This is a genomic window from Streptomyces sp. R11, assembly GCF_041051905.1.
GTDB lineage: Bacteria > Actinomycetota > Actinomycetes > Streptomycetales > Streptomycetaceae > Streptomyces.
Genome location: NZ_CP163432.1, coordinates 5,578,630 through 5,593,713, shown reverse-complemented (window position 1 = coordinate 5,593,713; position 15,084 = coordinate 5,578,630). Strand labels below are relative to the sequence as shown.

10 protein-coding genes and 1 pseudogene are annotated in these 15,084 nt (G+C 72.5%); 5 read left to right on the top strand and 6 right to left on the bottom strand.

Features of this window, described 5'->3' with window-relative positions:
- Positions 1 to 134: 134 nt before the first annotated feature.
- From AB5J55_RS25995 to AB5J55_RS25985, 3 genes and pseudogenes are all read left to right on the top strand, one after another.
- Entirely contained in the window at positions 135 to 740 is a 606-nt protein-coding gene (locus tag AB5J55_RS25995) for an ALF repeat-containing protein (RefSeq protein WP_369272944.1), read from the top strand.
- 47 nt (positions 741 to 787) lie between these two features.
- A pseudogene (locus AB5J55_RS25990) lies at positions 788 to 1,051 on the top strand (FHA domain-containing protein); the annotation flags it as partial.
- 229 nt (positions 1,052 to 1,280) lie between these two features.
- Positions 1,281 to 3,053, top strand: a complete 1,773-nt coding sequence (locus AB5J55_RS25985; RefSeq protein ID WP_369272943.1) for a protein kinase — start codon at positions 1,281 to 1,283, stop codon at positions 3,051 to 3,053.
- Between the two features lie 61 nt (positions 3,054 to 3,114).
- On the opposite strand, the gene purH is transcribed toward AB5J55_RS25985, so the two are convergent.
- Both purH and purN read right to left on the bottom strand, forming a co-directional pair.
- The gene (purH, locus tag AB5J55_RS25980; protein ID WP_369272942.1) at positions 3,115 to 4,680 is read right to left on the bottom strand and encodes a bifunctional phosphoribosylaminoimidazolecarboxamide formyltransferase/IMP cyclohydrolase; all 1,566 of its coding nucleotides are present in this window, start codon (positions 4,678 to 4,680) and stop codon (positions 3,115 to 3,117) included.
- A complete protein-coding gene (purN, locus tag AB5J55_RS25975) occupies positions 4,677 to 5,306 on the bottom strand; it encodes a phosphoribosylglycinamide formyltransferase (protein ID WP_369276295.1) in 630 nt (209 codons plus the stop codon). The genes purH and purN overlap by 4 nt, the downstream gene beginning before the upstream one ends.
- A gap of 302 nt (positions 5,307 to 5,608) precedes the next feature.
- On the opposite strand from purN, the gene AB5J55_RS25970 reads away from it, so the two are divergent.
- The gene (locus AB5J55_RS25970) at positions 5,609 to 6,400 is read left to right on the top strand and encodes a hypothetical protein (protein WP_369272941.1); all 792 of its coding nucleotides are present in this window, start codon (positions 5,609 to 5,611) and stop codon (positions 6,398 to 6,400) included.
- Between the two features lie 637 nt (positions 6,401 to 7,037).
- On the opposite strand, the gene AB5J55_RS25965 is transcribed toward AB5J55_RS25970, so the two are convergent.
- Positions 7,038 to 8,936: a DUF6350 family protein gene (locus tag AB5J55_RS25965; RefSeq protein ID WP_369276294.1), complete on the bottom strand. Its 1,899-nt coding sequence runs from the start codon at positions 8,934 to 8,936 to the stop codon at positions 7,038 to 7,040.
- Positions 8,937 to 9,032: 96 nt separating this feature from the next.
- Here AB5J55_RS25965 and AB5J55_RS25960 point away from each other — a divergent pair, with 96 nt between their 5' ends.
- Positions 9,033 to 10,214 (top strand): helix-turn-helix domain-containing protein, encoded by a 1,182-nt coding sequence (locus AB5J55_RS25960; protein ID WP_369272940.1) that lies wholly within the window; start codon positions 9,033 to 9,035, stop codon positions 10,212 to 10,214.
- 76 nt (positions 10,215 to 10,290) lie between these two features.
- Here AB5J55_RS25960 and sucD read toward each other — a convergent pair whose 3' ends face one another.
- From sucD to AB5J55_RS25945, 3 genes are all read right to left on the bottom strand, one after another.
- Positions 10,291 to 11,175, bottom strand: a complete 885-nt coding sequence (gene sucD, locus AB5J55_RS25955; protein WP_369272939.1) for a succinate--CoA ligase subunit alpha — start codon at positions 11,173 to 11,175, stop codon at positions 10,291 to 10,293.
- 27 nt (positions 11,176 to 11,202) lie between these two features.
- Positions 11,203 to 12,384 (bottom strand): ADP-forming succinate--CoA ligase subunit beta, encoded by a 1,182-nt coding sequence (gene sucC, locus AB5J55_RS25950; protein ID WP_369272938.1) that lies wholly within the window; start codon positions 12,382 to 12,384, stop codon positions 11,203 to 11,205.
- Between the two features lie 468 nt (positions 12,385 to 12,852).
- Positions 12,853 to 15,045, bottom strand: a complete 2,193-nt coding sequence (locus AB5J55_RS25945) for a hypothetical protein (RefSeq protein WP_369272937.1) — start codon at positions 15,043 to 15,045, stop codon at positions 12,853 to 12,855.
- Between the last annotated feature and the right edge of the window lie 39 nt (positions 15,046 to 15,084).

The window sequence follows — 15,084 nt, the reverse complement described above, 5'->3', positions numbered from 1 at the left end:
TACCTGAAGGCTGCTCGGTTATTGCAGTGAACTCACGTGCGAACCCAAGGAAGATGGCTCTGCGCCAAGTACCGGAGCCGCGAAGCCCCGGGTCCCTGAATCTGCAAGCCCGATCCTGCAAGGAAGGTTCACGCGTGAGACCGAGCCGTATCGCCCTGACCCTCGTGGCAACCGCCCTGACCCCGGCACTCCTGCTGGCCGCCCCTGCCTTCGCAGCCGATGCGGCTCCGTCGACCGCCGCCACCGTGGCAACCGCCTCCGCCGTCGACGGCCCGAACGTCGACGACATGTCCGACGACGACGTCCGCGTCGCCATCATGCGCATCATCGCCGACCCCGACACCGGCCGGGCCGTGTACGCCGCCGCGCAGCAGGCGATGGACGGCACCATCGAGGACCAGCGGTACTTCCTAGAGACGGGCCGCTGGATCGCCCAGGCCGAGGACGACCGCGTGGCCATCGCCCGCATCCTCGGCACCGCCGATCCGAAGACCGACAAGGCGGTCATCAGGGAGGCCAACGAGGCCCTCGACGCCAACACTCCGGAGGCCCTGCGCGCCTTCCTGGAGACCGGCTACCGCCTCGCCCGCGCCGAGGACGACCGCGTCCGCGTCGCCCGCATCCTGGCCGACCCGACCATCAGCGACGCCCTGCGCGCGGCGGCGGAAGACGTCATCGACGGTACGCCGGAGGAACTGCGGTACTTCCTTGAGGTCGGACAGTACGAAGTGGACGGCTAGGCTCCCGACTCGCGGACGCGCCACACCGCGGGCAACCTTCGTGGTCTGTCCTGCCCGCGGCGGGCGATCTGCTCGCCTTCGACGTCCGGGCACCGTGCCACGCGATTCGCGGCGTGGCGCGCACCGGACTCTCCGGCTCCGTCACGACCCCGGCCTTCGCCCTCGATCGCACCAAGCGGCACTTCGCGGTCCTGACCGCCCTGTGCGAACCCCGGCTGCGTGGCGAACCACACGCCCCGCTGCCGGCGGTCGAGCAGCTGGTGGAGCCCCTGCGGTCGGTGCGGCAGGCGGTCACCAGGTCCGCGGTCCATATGTACGAAACGCTGACCGTGGACGACCCGGACCACCCGGATCACCCGGAGCTGGACGGGCCCACCGTCATCGTCCTGGAACGGGCCGAGGGCGGGCTCCCTCGGGCGCCGTCCTGGAGCACGACCCGAAGGCCGCGAGCGCCCATCCCCCTGCCGCCTCACGCGGTAGCCTCACACCAACTGACGGGACACGAGTGGCCGTTGGGGAAGAGCAGCACTCGGGGGATCCATGACCGACCAGCGGCAGCCCATGCCATCACCCACCCCGGCGGCAGTCGACGCTGCCCTGACACAGGCGGGCGCCACCCCGCTGAAGCCGAGCGCCCCCGCCCGCATCGGCCCCTACGTCCCGCTGGGACTGCTCGGCAGCGGCGGTATGGGCCACGTCTACCTGGCCCGCCCCGCCGCCAACACCCCCGGCCTCGCCGCCGTCAAGGTGATCCGCCCCGAGTACGCCGAAGACCCCCGCTTCCGGCGCCGTTTCGAGCGGGAGGCCGCCGTGCACGGTCGGGTCCACACGCCGCGCACGCCGCAGCTGCTCGGCACCGGGTTCGACGACTCGCTGCTGTGGATGGCGACGCAGTACCTGCCCGGCCTGAACCTCGCCGAAGCGGTGCGTGAGTGCGGCAAGCTGGAGCGCGCCGGGGTGTGGCGGCTGGTCGGGGACATGGGGCAGGCCCTGTCGGCGCTGGCCGCCGCGGACGTCGTACACAGGGATCTCAAGCCGTCCAACGTGATCCTGTCCCTGGCGGGCGCCCACGTCATCGACTTCGGCATCGCGCAGGCCGCCGACAGCAGCGCGATCACGTCGACCGGGAGCCGGGTCGGCACGCCTGCCTTCATGTCGCCCGAGTATCTGCGCGAGGGACGCTGCGACACCGCCTCCGACGTCTTCTCGCTGGCAGGAAGCCTGACCTACGCCGCCACCGGGCACGCCCCGTTCGGGGACGGCACGGGCGTCGACGTGATGCACCGGGTCGCGTTCGAGGAGCCCAAGCAGGACATCATGGCCGAACTCTCCGCCGTGGAACCCGCGTTGGCCGCCCTTCTGAGCGCCTGTCTCGCCAAGGATCCCGCCGGGCGCCCCACTCCGCGGCAGCTCACCGCCGCCGCCACGGCAGCCGGTCACGGCGGCGCAGCCGTCTGGCACGAGCCGCTGAGCGCCCGGCTGCTGGACCGACGGCAGGCATGCGAGGTACTGGAAGGTGTCTCCGTCCAGGAGACCGCCCGGGCACCCCTGAGTTCGCAGACCTCGCGGACCTCCCAGGAGACGGTCCAGTTGCGGCTGCCGGGGGAGCGTACGGCTGTCCCCGCCCCCGAGGACGACGGCAAGCGGCGCAAGCGGAGGGCATACCTCGCCGGCGCCGCGGGTCTCGCCGTGTGCGCGGTCGCCGCGGGTGCCTTCTTCCTCACCGGCCCGTCCGTCGACGAAACGGCTTCGGCTGCGGCCACGCCGGCCGGCAGCACCGCCCCCGACGGCGCTCGGGGCGCTTCCCTCCCCGGCTCCTCCTCGGCTCCCTCCCGCGACAAGGAGAAAGGGGAGGGGAAAGGGAAGGACACCGGCGCGAAGGCGTCGGCCACCGCCGAGTCGGCCGACCCGAGCGCCTCCGACGGCGGCGGCGCGGCCGGAACGCAGGCCACGCCCGGCGACCAGGCCGCCACCCCCTCCGGCGGCGACGCGGGCGGCAGCGGCAACGGCGGGGGCACCCCGACCGCCACCCCCACCAAGACCGCCACGACGCCCACCGTCCCGCCCTGGATCTCGGACTGCACCCACTACTCCGGCACCGAACTCACCGACCGGGGCGACAAGGGGCAGCGCGTCGTCCAGGTGCAGTGCATGCTCAGCAAGCGCGGCTACAGCGTCGGCGGCTCGGGCGTGGACGGAGAGTTCGGCGCGGACACGGAGTCCGCGGTCAGGCTCTTCCAGAGCGACAAGGGGCTGGAGGTCGACGGCGAGGTGGGGCCCAACACCTGGGCGGCGCTGCGCGGTTCGACGTAAGAGCGGCAGACGCGGGTGAGGGGCGGGCCGCAGGTACGGCCCGCCCCTCACCCATGTCGGCTCAGTGGAAGAAGTGCCGCGTCCCCGTGAAGTACATCGTGACGCCGGCCTTCTGAGCGGCCTCGACGACCAGCTCGTCACGGACGGAACCGCCGGGCTGGACCACGGCCTTCACGCCGGCCTCGGTCAGGATCTCCAGGCCGTCGGGGAACGGGAAGAACGCGTCGGACGCGGCGTACGCCCCCTGCGCGCGCTCGGCACCGGCCCGCTCGACGGCCAGCTTCGCGGAGTCGACGCGGTTGACCTGGCCCATGCCGACGCCGACCGAGGCGCCGTCCTTGGCGAGAAGGATCGCGTTGGACTTCACGGCCCGGCAGGCCTTCCAGGCGAAGGCGAGCTCGGCCAGCTCCTCGGCGGACAGCGCCTCGCCCGTCGCCAGCGTCCAGTTGGCCGGGTCGTCGCCGTCGGCCTGGAGGCGGTCGGTGACCTGGAGGAGGGCGCCGCCGTCGATGGGCTTGATCTCGACGGGGTTGCCGGGGCCCTCGGGGCAGCGCAGCACGCGGATGTTCTTCTTCTTGGCGAGGGCCTCTAGGGCGCCGTCCTCGTAGTCGGGCGCGACGATGACCTCGGTGAAGATCTCGGCGACCTGCTCCGCCATCTCCTTGCTGACCGGACGGTTGACGGCGATCACGCCGCCGAACGCCGACAGCGGGTCACACGCGTGGGCCTTGCGGTGCGCCTCGGCGACGTCCGCGCCGACCGCGATGCCGCAGGGGTTGGCGTGCTTGATGATCGCGACGCAGGGCTCGGCGTGGTCGTACGCGGCACGGCGGGCGGCGTCCGTGTCCGTGTAGTTGTTGTACGACATCTCCTTGCCGTGGAGCTGCTCGGCCTTGGCCAGACCGCCGCCGTCGCCATCCACGTAGAGGGCGGCCGGCTGGTGCGGGTTCTCGCCGTAGCGCAGGGTGTTCTCGCGCTCCCAGGTGGCGCCGAGGAAGTCGGGGAACTGCGACTCGTCGACGGGAGCGTAGGAGGAGGCGAACCAGCTCGCGACGGCAACGTCGTACGCCGCAGTGTGCTGGAAGGCCTCGGCCGCGAGCCGCTTGCGGGTGGTGAGGTCGAAGCCGCCGTCGCGGACGGCCGCGAGGACGTCGGCGTAACGGGACGGGCTGGTGACGACCGCGACCGACGGGTGGTTCTTGGCGGCGGCGCGCACCATCGACGGACCGCCGATGTCGATCTGCTCGACGCACTCGTCGGGGGTGGCGCCGGAGGCGACGGTCTCGCGGAACGGGTAGAGGTTGACGACGACGAGGTCGAACGGCTCGACACCCAGCTCGGCGAGCTGCCGCTGGTGGTCCTCCAGGCGCAGGTCGGCGAGGATGCCCGCGTGCACGCGCGGGTGCAGCGTCTTGACGCGGCCGTCCAGGCACTCGGGGAAGCCGGTGAGCTCCTCGACCTTGGTGACCGGGACACCGGCCGCGGCGATCTTCGCGGCCGTGGAGCCGGTGGAGACGAGCTCGACGCCCGCCTCGTGCAGGCCGCGCGCGAGGTCTTCCAGACCGGTCTTGTCGTAGACGCTGACGAGCGCCCGTCGAATGGCCCGCTTGTTGCTCTCGGCGGTCACTGGATAACTACCTTTCGTCCCTCAATGCGATAGCCGTTGCGGGCGAGCCGCCCCACGACCTCGACGAGCAGCCTTCGCTCGACTTCCTTGATGCGCTCGTGCAGAGCGCTCTCGTCGTCCTCGTCCCGGACCTCGACCACCCCCTGAGCGATGATCGGCCCGGTGTCGACGCCGTCGTCGACGAAGTGGACGGTGCAGCCGGTGACCCTGGCGCCGTACGCGAGCGCGTCGCGGACGCCGTGGGCGCCGGGAAAACTGGGCAGGAGCGCGGGGTGGGTGTTGACGAACCGCCCGCCGAAGCGCGCGAGGAACTCCTTCCCCACGATCTTCATGAACCCGGCGGAGACGACGAGATCAGGCTCGTAGGCGGATACGGCCTCGGCGAGCGCCGCGTCCCACTCCTCCCGGCTGCCGTGGTCCTTGACCTTCCGCACGAAGGTGGGCAGTCCCGCGCGCTCGGCCCGAGCGAGCCCCTCGATGTTCTCGCGGTCGGCGCCGACGGCCACGATCTCGGCGCCGTACGCCTCGGAACCGACGGCGGCGATCTCGTCGAGCAGCGCCTGCAGATTGGTGCCGGATCCGGAGACCAGCACGACGAGGCGCTTGGCCACGGGCTTGGCGGCCACGGTGGGGCCCTTTCTCGGGGGTGCGTTCTTCATACGGCCGACGGCATGTAGGTTCGCGTCCGTACGTCTCACATCTGTACGTTCATACGAATGCATCGCGCCCCGGGATACGGGGAAGTCTACGAAGCAGCCGACCGTCAGCAACGATACCGGCACACCGGAAGGCCCCCACGGGACGGGGGCGTGGCCGGAAGGTAGCGTCTGGGGCGAGCGGGCTCGGGAACGCGGTCGTCGTGCGGTGCGTTCTTTGTGTGACAGCTCAGAACAGCCAGCCTTATCACCTAGGGGAAGACGCTCACTTGATGCCGGACCGCAGTCTGCGACTCCTCACGCTCCCCCCGCACCCGGTGCAGGGAGGGGAGCACAGCGGCGTGCTGCTGCGGGAGCGCCCCACCTCACCGCCCGACGCGCCCTCGGGCGGACAGAACGGCGACGAGCGGGGCAGCGGCCAGGGGCAGGACGACAACCCCTTCGCACCGCCGCCGGAGGGCACCCCGGACCGCCCGTGGCAGCCACGCCGCCGCCCGTCGGGTGAGGACGGCTCGCAGGACTCCGACGAGGGCAGCGGCCGCTCACCCTGGGGCAACCAGTGGAGCGACCGCCAGCCGGGCCGCTCCCCCGACGGTTTCGGCGACAACTCCCGACGCGGCCAGGACGGCCCCGGCGGTCCCGGCCCCGGCTCCGGCCCGCGCTGGGACCCGACCGACCCCGTCCAGCGCCGCGCTCGCTACGCGCTGCTGTCCGGCATGTGGGCCTTCTTCTTCGCCCTCTTCAGCTGGCCGTACGTGGCCCTGCTCCTGGGCGCCCTGGCCCTCTACTGGGGCATCAGCAGCCTCCGGGCCAAGCCCCGCACCCCCGACCCGAACACCCCGGCACCCCCGCGCCCCACCGGCCGCCCCCAGACCACAGCAGCAGTAAGCGGCCTGGTCACAGCCTCCCTCGCCATCGCAGTGGTCGCCGCCGGCTTCACGGCCCAGATGGTCTACAGCGACTACTACACCTGCACGAACGACGCCCTGACGACCGCGGCGAAGCAGGCGTGCAACGAGCATTTGCCGGAGGAGCTGCGGGGGGTTCTGGGGACGGGGGAGTGAGGAACGCCGGCCGCCCCTCCACTGACGGCACTCCTCGACGCCGGTGCAGGCACTTCAGCCCGCCCGGCGTTCGAGGACGAGGCCTGCACCATCCCTAACCCCCACCCACCCGCTGGGGGCTGCGAGCCCACGGACGGTACCTCTCGACGCCGACCCAGGCACTTCAGCCCGTCCGGCGTTCGAGGACGAGGCCTGCACCATCCCCAACCCCCACCCACCCGCTGGGGGCTGCGAGCCCACGGACGGTACCTCTCGACGCCGACCCAGGCACTTCAGCCCATCCGGCGTTCGAGGACGAGGCCTGCACCATCCCCAACCCCCACCCACCCGCTGGCGGCTACGAGCCTGAGGGGCATGCCTCTCGGCGGCCGGTCCGGGTATTTCAGCCCGTCCGGCGTTCGAGGACGAGACCTGCACCATCCCCAACCCCCACCCACCCGCTGGGGGCTGCGAGCCTGAGGGGCATGCCTCTCGGCGGCCGGTCCGGGTATTTCAGCCCGTCCGGCGTTTGAGGACGAGGCCGTTCAGGCCGATGGCGGGGGTCCGGGGGCGGCAGCCCCCAGGTCCGGGGTCGAAGGGGCGGGGTCCCTTCAAGGACGGGAAGGGTAGGGGGCGGCGGGGGCGAGACCCCCCTACGTCACGGCGACGCCCGTTCCTCGGGGGCCTCCGGCGGGTCCGCCGCATCCTTCATCGCCGCCCAACGCGCCTCACGCGAGTCATCGTCGCTCCACGGCGAGGGCGCCGACGTCGACGCCGACTCCAGCTCAGACGAAGGCTCAGGCTCCGCCACCCCCGCATCCGCCACCCCCGCAGGCGAAAAGTCGTCCGGCTCGAACGTCGTGTCATGGTCATACGCCCCGTACGGAACCCCCTGCCCCTCACCCCCGTAGGCCCCGTCCTCGTCAGCCACACCCCCCTGACCGTCCTGGTCCTGCACCAACGCCGTGAACGGCCCGTCCTGCACGAAGACCGGCCGCCCGGCCGCCTCGCCCGCCGCCACCTCCACTCGAGGCCGACCGATCCGAGCCCCCTCGGTCTCACCAAGACGCCCCGCCCGCCGCCCCAAGTGGCAACGCCACCCCCGCACCACCACAGCCACCGGAACCGCCACCACCGAAACCCACCCGAACGTCGCCGCCCCCACCTGCCACCACACCGGCCCGAACTCCGCAAGCGCCCCTCTCCCCAGCGGCCCACCCGACAGCGCGGCCAGCTCGGCGACCACGACCGCGCAGAACACGGCCGCCAGCAGGGCAACCCCGGCGGTCCGCCCGGGCGCCCAGGCCACGGCCGGCGCCCGCCCACCCTCGGATCGAGCCCCGAGCCCGCCGCCCCACCCCGCCGCGAACCACCCAGCTGCGCGCCCCACCGCAGACCACCGCGCCAGCCGGGCAACCCCGGCCCGGTCCGCCCGGGCGCCCAGGCCACAGCCCGGCCGCCCCCCACCCGGATCGAGCCCCGAGCCGGGGCCGCCCCCCGACCCCCGCCGCGAACCACCCCCGACCACCCCGACCGCGCCCACCGAACCACCCCCCGACCCCCCACACCGCACCGGATCCGGCCCCCCGACCCCCGGGTCCGGCCCCCCCGCCAGCAGCGGAAGCGGCGGCAGCAACGGCGCCGGCGCCGAGGACAGCGGCCCCACCGCATGCCCCGCCCCGAGCACGAACCCCGGCCCGAGGGCATACGCCGCCGCCCACACCGCCGCGTTCGGCACGAGCGCCACGCACAGCAACAGCACCGCGAACCGCCCCGACCACCCCTCCGTCAGCTGCAGAAACGACCCCCGCGCCGCCGCGCCGTGCCACACCAGCGACCCGGCCACCAGCAACCCCCCACCCGCGACGAGCGCCGCCGCACCGGCCCCGGCCGCCCGGGCCGCCGCACCAAGGCGGGCGGGCGCCTCCGCCTCGGGAACCAGCCGCCGTACCCGTGTCGGCATCACGCCCAGCACACCGTGGGCCGCCTCGGGCCGCCGTTCGCACGCCGTCCACACGCCGACCCCCGCCGCCGCCATCGCGAGAAGGGGCACACACAACCCGGTCCACCACCACGAGGGCCGCAGCTCACCGCCCGCCGCGTACACCGCGGCCCCCACCCCGACCCCGAGGTACCCGAGCACGACGCCCGCCCACGCCGTAGGGCCCGACACGAGCGGCGCCCCGTCACCGCCGTCCGCCGCCGCGTCCCGCGCCGCCCGGTACACCAGCCACACCGGCAGCATGAGCATCAGCAACGGCGTGACGCCCACCGGCGCGGGGAGCCCGGAGAGGGTGTCGGTGCGGACCAGTTCGGCACCGTGCGCCAGCAGCCACAGCACGGCGGCGACCTGCAATGCGCCTCCCGGCCCCTTGTCCGGGTACGGCGAACTGACCCACAGCACCATCACCACCACGGCGATCACACCGAGCCCCAGCCCCGCAGCGACCGCGCCGCCCAGGAGACTCGCGCCGAGTCCGGGCGTGCGGTGCCGAAGCCGAGTGAGCAGGGACGACAGGGGCGTTCGACGAGCGGTCATCTCGATCACGCCCGCAATGCTGCCAACGACACGCGCTTTCCCGTCGTAACAGGCGAACCTCCGAAGTGTCGCTCAATATACGTTTATGTACTTTTTCGCACGAAGGGGCGTACTGTGACGCAGACCCCCGCATCCCCGCTGCCCCCGCCCAAGGAACGCCGACGCCTGCGCGAGGCCGCTTCATTGACGCAGGCTCAGGTCGCGGCACGGGTGGGCGTCAGCCGCGAGACAGTACGCGCTTGGGAGAGCGGCCGTACGACACCACGCGGCCAGCGGAGGGAGGCGTACGCGCACCTGCTCGGCTCGCTCGCGGAGGAGACGGCGGAGAAGTCGGCGAAGAAGTCACCGGAAGAGACAGAGGCTCAGAACGCCATGGGAGGGCGCGACATGACGGTAGGTCAGGGTGCCCTCGAGCGCGCGGACACAGCCGTGCGGACTGCCGTACCGGCAGCCGACCCCGCCGAGGCCGCACCGCCCCCCGAAGCCCGGGCCGAACGCCCCCTCTCCCCCGCCCAGGCGTTCGACGCGCTCTACGCCTTCTGCGCCCCGGCCCTGGTTCGGCAGACCTACCTGCTCACCGGGCGCCGCGAACTCGCGCGCGAATCGGTCGAGCGGGCCTTCGAACTCGCCTGGCAGCGCTGGCCCGAGGTGGCCCGCGACCCGGATCCGGCGGGCTGGGTGCGGGCGACGGCGTACGACTTCGCCCTCTCCCCCTGGCACCGGTTCCGCCCGCGCTACCGGCACCCCGAACCCCCACCCTCGAACGCGTCCGACCGCGCCCTGCTGAACGTACTCCTCGAACTCACCCCGCCCCAGCGCCGCACGCTGCTCCTGTACGACGGTGTCGGCCTCGACCTGCCCGAGACGGCGGCGGAGACGGAGGCGACCACACCGGCGACCGCGAACCGTCTCCTCAACGCCCGCGCCGCGGTCGCCGCCCGCCTCCCGGACCTGTCCGACCCCACCGAACTCCACTACCGCCTGGAGGACCTGGCCTCCACGGAGCGCCTGCGGGCGGCCAAACCGGCGGTGGTACGCGACGGAAGTGAGCGCCGGGCACGCTTCTGGACCCGCGCGGCGATCGCCTTCACCGTGGCCCTCATCGGCACGACGGCCCTGACGCTGCGCACGGCCCCGACCCAGTACGAGCCACCGGTGCCGCCCGGGGAGACAGTGCTCGGCGTACCGCCGAGGGTGGCGCCGGGTCCGCTGTCGGAGAGGGAGCAGAGGCTGCGCGCGAAACTGCGGGCACAGATGCAGCACGGCCCGGAGAGACTCGCACCGCAACCACAGTGAGCTGCGAAACGCCGGTGGGCCCGCCCCCACGCAGGGAACGGGCCCACCGGATGGTGCGCTTCGGCGCCGGTGAAGGTCAGCCGCCGAGGATCTCGCGAGCCAGCTTCGCCGTCTCGGTCGGCGTCTTGCCGACCTTGACGCCGGCGGCCTCCAGGGCCTCCTTCTTCGCCTGGGCGGTGCCGGACGAACCGGAGACGATGGCGCCGGCGTGGCCCATGGTCTTGCCCTCGGGCGCGGTGAAGCCCGCGACGTAGCCGACGACCGGCTTGGTCACGTTCTTCGCGATGAAGTCCGCGGCCCGCTCCTCGGCGTCGCCGCCGATCTCGCCGATCATGACGATCAGGTCGGTGTCGGCGTCGGCCTCGAACGCGGCGAGCGCGTCGATGTGCGTGGTGCCGATGATCGGGTCGCCACCGATGCCGACGGCGGTCGAGAAGCCGATGTCACGCAGCTCGTACATCATCTGGTACGTCAGCGTGCCGGACTTCGAGACCAGGCCGATACGGCCCGGCTTGGTGATGTCACCCGGGATGATGCCGACGTTCGACTGACCCGGGGTGATGATGCCGGGGCAGTTCGGGCCGATGATGCGGGTCTTGTTGCCCTTCTTGCCCGCGTACGCCCAGAAGTTCGCGGAGTCGTGCACCGCGATGCCCTCGGTGATCACGACGGCCAGGGGGATCTCGGCGTCGATGGCCTCGACGACCGCGTCCTTGGTGAACTTCTCCGGCACGAAGATGACGGAGACATTGGCGCCGGTCTTCTCGATGGCCTCCTTGACGGTACCGAAGACCGGTACCTCGGTGCCGTCGAAGTCCACGGAGGTGCCCGCCTTGCGCGGGTTCACGCCGCCCACGACCTCGGTGCCGTCACCGAGCATGAGCTTGGTGTGCTTCATGCCGGTGGCGCCGGTCATGCCCTGGACGATGACCTTGCTGTCCTTGTTGAGCCAGATAGCCATGGTGTGTTGTGTCCTCGTCCTGAGTGCTTACTTGGCGGCGTTGGCCAGTTCGGCGGCCTTGTCGGCCGCGCCGTCCATGGTGTCGACGCGCTGGACCAGCGGGTGGTTGGCGTCGGTGAGGATCTGTCGGCCGAGCTCGGCGTTGTTGCCGTCGAGACGGACGACGAGCGGCTTCGAGACGTTCTCGCCGCGGTCCTCGAGGAGCTTCAGGGCCTGGACGATGCCGTTGGCGACCTCGTCACAGGCGGTGATGCCACCGAAGACGTTGACGAAGACGGACTTGACGTCCGGGTCGCCGAGGATGATCTCAAGACCGTTGGCCATGACCTGGGCGGAGGCGCCACCGCCGATGTCCAGGAAGTTGGCCGGCTTGACGTTGCCGTGGTTCTCACCGGCGTACGCGACGACGTCCAGGGTGCTCATGACGAGACCCGCGCCGTTGCCGATGATGCCGACCTCACCGTCGAGCTTGACGTAGTTGAGGTTCTTCTCCTTGGCGGCGGCCTCGAGCGGGTTGGCCGCGTCCTTGTCGTGGAGCTCCTCGTACTCGGGGTGGCGGAACTCGGCGTTCTCGTCGAGCGACACCTTGCCGTCGAGGGCGATGACCTCACCGGAGGCGACCTTCGCGAGCGGGTTGACCTCGACGAGGAGGGCGTCCGACTTGATGAAGGTGTCCCACAGCGTGATCAGGACGTTGACGACCTTGTCCGCGACCTCGGCCGGGAACTTGGCGGCCTCGACGATCTCGCGGGCCTTGGCCTCGTCCACGCCGTCGATGGCGTCGATGGCGATCTTGGCGACGGCCTCCGGGCGGGTGGCCGCCACCTCCTCGATCTCCATGCCGCCCTCGACGGAGGCGATGGAGAGGAAGGTGCGGTTGGCACGGTCGAGGAGGAAGGAGACGTAGTACTCCTCCAGGATCTCCGGGGCCGTCTCGGCGATCATCACCTTGTGGACCGTGTGGCCCTTGATGTCCATGCCGAGGATGTCCGTCGCGCGGGCGACGGCCTCGTCCGCGGTGGCGGCGAGCTTCACGCCACCGGCCTTGCCACGGCCGCCGACCTTCACCTGGGCCTTGACGACGGACTTGCCACCGAGACGCTCGGTGGCTGCGCGGGCCGCCTCAGGCGTGTCGATGACTTCACCGGCCAGCACCGGTACATCGTGCTTGGCGAAGAGGTCCCTCGCCTGGTACTCGAACAGGTCCACGCGCTTCCGTCCCTATCAGTGATCTCGCGGTTCGTTGGATGCGTGGGCGTGCCGCGAAGGGCAACGTGACGTCCGCTGTCACAAGGGAGGCGCACACGGTGTCCGAGCGCGCGGCATGTCCGTCTCGCAGGTTATCGCTGCTTGAAGGAGCCCCCTAAATCGAGGGTCACACCTGAGCGGTGATACCTGTCACATGATGCCGTGATCAGCGGGGATCACTGGCACGGCGTGCCGACTGTGAGGAACGCGGAACGCGAGACGGAAGGACCTCACCGGGTTGGGGTTGACCCGGTGAGGTCCCTGGAGCCGCCCGTAGGGGCACGAATGGCCCGCCCCTGTGGGCTCCGGGCCGGTGATCCCCACCCCAATGGGGATCACCAGGCCCGTCCGCGGGGTTCCGGTCGGCACGGCCGACGGCTTTCGGCCGCCCGGGCCGTCTGCCCCGCGGAGTCGCTGGGGAGCGGTGCGTCAGATGCGGTACGCGCCGCTCTGGGGGAGGTCGTGCCGGACCTCGTTCCGGAGATCGCGCTGGAGGTCCTGCGCGTAATCCGGTGTGACCGACCGGCCGACCTGCTGCACACCGGCGGCGGCGTTGCCCGCCAGCGGGCCCGCCGAGTCGCGGACCGTGCCGGTCAGGTCCTCGGCGAAGGGCGCTGCCTGCCCGGCGACTCCGTGCACGAAGGGGTCGACCTCCCCGACGACACCGCCCGCGAAGGGGTGGACGTCGCCGACCACGCCGTACGCCAGCGTCGTGGCGCTGCCGCCGACGCCCCGCACGACCGGCTGGACGGTGTCCACGAGCGTGTCGACGACGGGCTGCACGGCACCGGTGACGCCGTACGCGAACGGCGGCACCTCCTGGGTGACGCCCTCGGCGAGGGGCACGGCCTGCCCGGCGACTCCGTGCACGAGCGGGTCGACGTCGCCGACGACACCGCCCGCGAAGGGGTGGACGTCGCCGACCACGCCGTACGCCAGCCCGCCCGCATCCGCGACGGCCTGCCCGGCGATCGGCACGACACCCTGCACGGCGGTGTCGGCGACGGGCGGCAGGACCGCACCGGTGACGTCCGCGGTGACCTGGCCGACGAGACCGGTGGCGTACGGGGGTACGTCCGTGACGGCACCCCGCACGACCGGCTGCACGTCGGCGCCGACGCCGGAGGCGATGGGCCGGACGTCGCCGACCGTGCCATGGGCGAGGTGCTGGACGTCGCCGACCACGCCATGGGCCGTCGGCTGCACGCCCTGGACGACCCCGCCGACGACCGGCCGGCCCCCCTGCACGGCATCGGCGGCGACCGGCTGGACGCCCGCGACGGCCTGCCCGGCCACGGGCTGCACGTCGGCGACGACGCCGTACGCCAGCGCGGTCGCGGCGTCGACGGTGTGCCCGGCGGTCCGGTCGACACCGGCCACGGCGCCGTGGGCGACCGGGACGACGCCGTCCACCGCCTGCCCGACGACCGGCCGCACGCCGGTCACCGCACCGCCGGCCACCGACTGGACGCTGTCCACCGCGTTCGTGGCGACCGGCGTCACCCCGGCCACGGTGTGGGTGGCGGTGGGGACGACACCGGAGACGGCGTGCTCGGCGGTCGGGACGACGCCCTCGACCGCCTGGCCGGCGACGGGCAGTACGCCGTTCACGGCCTGGGTCGCGATCGGCGGGACGACCGCGTCAGCGGTCTGCGCGACGACCGGGGTGACCGTGCCGGGGACGGCGCTGACCGTGCCGACGACCCGCTGCTCGACACCGCCGACCGTGCCGGTGACGTGGCTCGGAACGCCGGCGACGGAGGCCTCGGCGGCCCTCTTGGCGGCGGTGGCCTTGCCGGTGGCGGTGGCCTGTGCGGCCGCCGTCGTCCCCGTGGCCCTGCCCTGGACTTCGGCTGCGGCGGCCTGGGCGCCCGCCCCCGTGCGGCCCGCACCGGCCACTGCGTACTGCGCCCTCGTCCGTACGACGTCCTCGACGCCCTGCGCCTCCTCCTGCGTGCCCCTCAGCTTCGTCTGGGTGGCGGCGAGCGCCTGCTCCAGCTCGGGGGCGAAGGCAGCCAGGGGGCCGAAGAGGTAGTCGATGGTGCCGGGGGCGTCGGGCGTGCCCGGGAGCTGTGGGGTGTGCTGGGGTGCGCTCCTGAGGTCAGTGACGGCAGCGGCGGCAGCCGCGGAGACGTGGGCCTCGGCCTGCACGGCAGCCTGGGCCGCCGTCTTGTCCGCGCGGGCGGCCTTGGCGCCCTGAATGACCTCGGCGGCGCTCCTTGCCTTTGCCTTCGTGGCGGTGGTGGCCCGGGTGGCCTTGGTGGCCGCCGGGACCGACACGTTGGCGTCGACGTAGCGGCGCGCCTGCTCGGCGCCGCCCGTGTTCGCGGGTGCGGTCCTGGCGGTCTCGGTGACCGCGCTGGTGGCGCCGTCGGTGACGTTGGTGAAGCCGGTGGCGGTGTTCGTCACGTCGGAGACGACGCCGTCGACGGTGTCGGTGACCGCGCCGAGCAGCCCGGGGGCGCCGGCGCTGTCGGCGGCCTCAGTCGCGTCGGTGGTCGCGTCCGGTACGGAGAGAGTGGGGGCGTGCAGCTCGTCCGCGCTGGCGGCGGCCGAACCGAGCGCCCACGCGCCGGTGACACCGGCGGCTATGACGATCGAACGGCGAATGTTCTTGTTCATACGTGCGTCGGATCCCTAGATCTTGGGCTCCGAAGGCCC